Source organism: Acinetobacter sp. CY79 (assembly GCF_059515845.1).
Genome location: NZ_JCAKMY010000062.1, coordinates 1 through 3,477, shown reverse-complemented (window position 1 = coordinate 3,477; position 3,477 = coordinate 1). Strand labels below are relative to the sequence as shown.

Genomic DNA, 3,477 nt, shown 5'->3' with positions numbered 1-3,477 from the left:
TGGACTTATACAAACAAACCAATACAACGATATCGGTTTACTGATCTCACAAACGATTCAGCCTGAGCAAGAAACCACAGACCTGAACCAACAAGGCAACAGACAGCACCACGCCCAGCGTGACTACCATTATGACAAAAACTACCTCCTTAGCCAAGTTGAAGACACGCGCCTAGGCAAATTCAGCTACCAATATGATCCAATTGGACGCTTGATCAAAACACAAAGCCCAAGTAAAACCGAAACCTTTAGCTTTGACCCCGCAGGCAACCTGATCGATCCGATAGCGACCCAAGCCAGCCAAATCAAAAATAACTTGGTGCAAGACTACCAAGGCAAACGCTACAGCTACGATGCACAAGGCAACGTGGTTGAGGCAAAACAAGGCAATCACAGCCTTAAACTTAAGTGGGACAACCTGAATCGACTGATACAAAGTGATAATAACGGACAGATCACAGAATACGGTTATGACGTGTTTGGACGACGCCTATACAAAAAATCCCAAGACCACTATGGCAAAGACAGTCTCACCCTGTTTGGATGGGATGGCGACCTGATGGTGTGGGAGTCATGCCAAGATCAAGATAAAAGCTACACCAAGCACTATGTGTATGAACCCAATAGCTTTGTGCCTGTACTGCAAACAGGCTATCACCAGTTCATCCAACTGATCAAAACCCCAGACTACAGTCAGTTTAAAACCATGCCGTATTCGGTCCACCGAGATCCAGTCTGGAGCACAGACACGCGCAAGAACAAAGCCGAACTCGAACGTGTTGCCTTTTATCATTGTGATCAAGTAGGAACACCGCAAACCCTGAGTAATGAAAAGGGCGAATGTATTTGGGAAATAGAACTCAATACATGGGGAAGAGCACAACAGATCAATGCTATAAACCAAACCCAAATATTTGAGCAAACCAATATCCGATTTCAAGGTCAGTATTATGATGAGGAAACCGGACTGCACTACAACCGTTACAGATATTATGAGCCACATAGTGGAAGATATATTTCTAAAGATCCGATTGGGCTGCAAGGCGGATTGAATAATTTAGCTTATGTAAGTAATCCTAATGATTGGGTTGATCCTTTGGGTTTAAACCAAAGACCTGTCTTTATTCATAAAAAGAATGGTACCCGCTCAGATAAGATGCATGGTCCAGATTGGGAAAATTGGATTGCATATACTGACAGTAATGGGAAAGTTGATCCTGTAGCTGCAGCGATTCTAAAAAAATTAGAAAAACAGCGACAAGATGATATTAATAACTATGATCATCGAGTTAAGAATTGGGAAGATCGTCAAAAAGTTACTTCTGCATGGGATAAGCAAGTTGAAATATTAAATACTACTAATTATCCAGTTGATAATAGAAGTATTGAAAGATTGAACGAGGCTGCTTATAAAAATGCAAAGCAGAGTTTAAATAATAGTTCTATTGTAGAAAGATTTAAAAATAACATATTAAATTGTCAGTCAATGTGTAAAATATTTGATTACATGGTTTGTAGTGCTAGCGCAGGTGGAATAGGTGTTACAGAGGTTATTAATTTACACAATGGTAATGTATTCACTTCACCAACAGTGGCGCCTAAAGAAATGTTAGATATTGTTTTAAAATCTGAAAAATATAAACAGGAAATATCGTTAAAAGATATTTCAAAAAAATCAAATAATCCTAAATTCAAAATAGGGAAAGGTAGTTTTAAGCAAGTTAAGGATATAATTCAATCGCATGCAGGTGCAAGCTGTATGGCAGGAGCTATATTGAATAAACCAAATGATATTACAACTCAGGAAGCCACAGATTCTTTCTTAGAGGGATGGGCGGTAAGTGCATCAGGAAGTTATGGAGTTATAGCGTATGGTGCATCATTACCGCTTAATGAAAAAACTCTAAGTACAGAAACGATGATTGGTGTTGAGACAGGACTTATTATAGGACCTAAAAAAACTAAAGCTAATATGATCCCTTCTGTAACTTTTTCAAAAGGAGAGGGGGCTAACTCAGAGGAAGAAGAAAAAGAGTTTACTGTATTTGAAGCTATTAGGTCAGTATCTAAATAATGAAAATCTTATTAATAATAAGTTGCTTAATGATATTGATTGGGTGTGAAAATTTCAAAAAAAGAGAGGAAATGATAGATATTGAACTATTTATGGATACTTATTTTGGATTTTATAATTATAGTTCAAAAAACCCTATAAATACAGAAATGAATGAGGTAATGGTTTTTAAAGTATCGAAGCAAAAAATTAATAAAAATGATTTGAATAAAGTTTACAGTGAAATTTCGAAAGAAGGATGGATTTTAAAATATAGTGAGAAAAATTATAGTATATTTTGCCTTGGAAAGAGGAATAAGATTCAAATATTGTATCCAGAAGATAACACAAAAAAATTTTATGCTAAAAATGGCGATATAATTAAATTTGAAGATTCGTATTCTGTATCTATAGTGTATTTGTATTTTAATAGAGGTCATGATGATTGTAGTTAGATTTTTAGTTTTATTAATCATAAGTATTTTTTTTACTTCTGCTTATGCAAATATGCCTAAATTAAAAATAGATTTAAAACAGGTTGTTGAAACAATTAAAAAATCAAGTGGAAATGAAAATTTTATTTTTGAAAATGTTGGTGGTGGTCCAAATTTAAAGCAGTTATATTTCAGAGAGAGTAAGTTAGATAATCAGTATAATGATTTTAATATAGGGGTAATAGAGTATGGTTTCGTTGAAATAAGAGATAATGATGTGATGGATTATATTTATGGGGAGCACTTCTATAATTGTGAATCAAAACAAAAAATTATACATACCCAAACTTTTGATAGAAATGGAATTTATAGAAAATCAAATATATTTTATTATAATTTTTCTGATTCCAGTTTTAAGTTAGATGAAATTGTATGTATGAATAGTAAACATGGTGAAAGTAGATAAAGCCTGTTTGAATGAAATGGAGATTGATGGTACGGGAATTCAAACAATCAAGCCAAAACTGAGAAACAGCAAAACTACACCAAACAATACATCTATTAACCGAATAGCTTAGTACCTGTACTGCAAACAGGCTATCGCCAGTTCATCCAACTATCAAAACCCCAGACTATAGTTAGTTTAAAACCATGCCCCTATTCGATCCACCGAGATCCAGTCTGGAGCACGGACACGCGCAAGAACAAAGCAGCACTCCAACGTGTTGCCTTTTACCACTGTGATCAGGTATAGCTAAGAATCCAATATGAGCTACAATAGAAAAAACACTAAGATTTAGGATCATGCCAAAAACATATTCTGTCGATCTACGCGAAAAAGTCATGCAGTTTTATAAAGAATCACAGCATAAATCCAAAACGTGTGAACTGTTTAATATTGCAAGAACCACCCTAGATGATTGGATTCTACTCGAACAGCAGACTGGTCAGCTCAAACAGCCTAAACCTCAAAATGCAGGACGCCCTTCG

4 protein-coding genes are annotated in these 3,477 nt (G+C 35.5%); all 4 read left to right on the top strand.

The window, feature by feature from the left end:
- Positions 1–2,074 (top strand): RHS repeat domain-containing protein (locus tag AC5YCE_RS15380; protein ID WP_496172598.1); only part of this gene is annotated, 2,074 nt, incomplete at its 5' end.
- Between the two features lie 71 nt (positions 2,075–2,145).
- Positions 2,146–2,508 (top strand): hypothetical protein, encoded by a 363-nt coding sequence (locus AC5YCE_RS15375; protein ID WP_496172597.1) that lies wholly within the window; start codon positions 2,146–2,148, stop codon positions 2,506–2,508.
- Positions 2,492–2,953, top strand: coding sequence for a hypothetical protein (locus tag AC5YCE_RS15370; protein ID WP_496172596.1), 462 nt, complete (start codon positions 2,492–2,494; stop codon positions 2,951–2,953). Before AC5YCE_RS15375 ends, AC5YCE_RS15370 begins: the two co-directional genes overlap by 17 nt.
- A 338-nt stretch (positions 2,954–3,291) precedes the next feature.
- On the top strand, positions 3,292–3,477 hold a 186-nt coding region (locus tag AC5YCE_RS15365), incomplete at its 3' end, for a helix-turn-helix domain-containing protein (protein ID WP_496172595.1).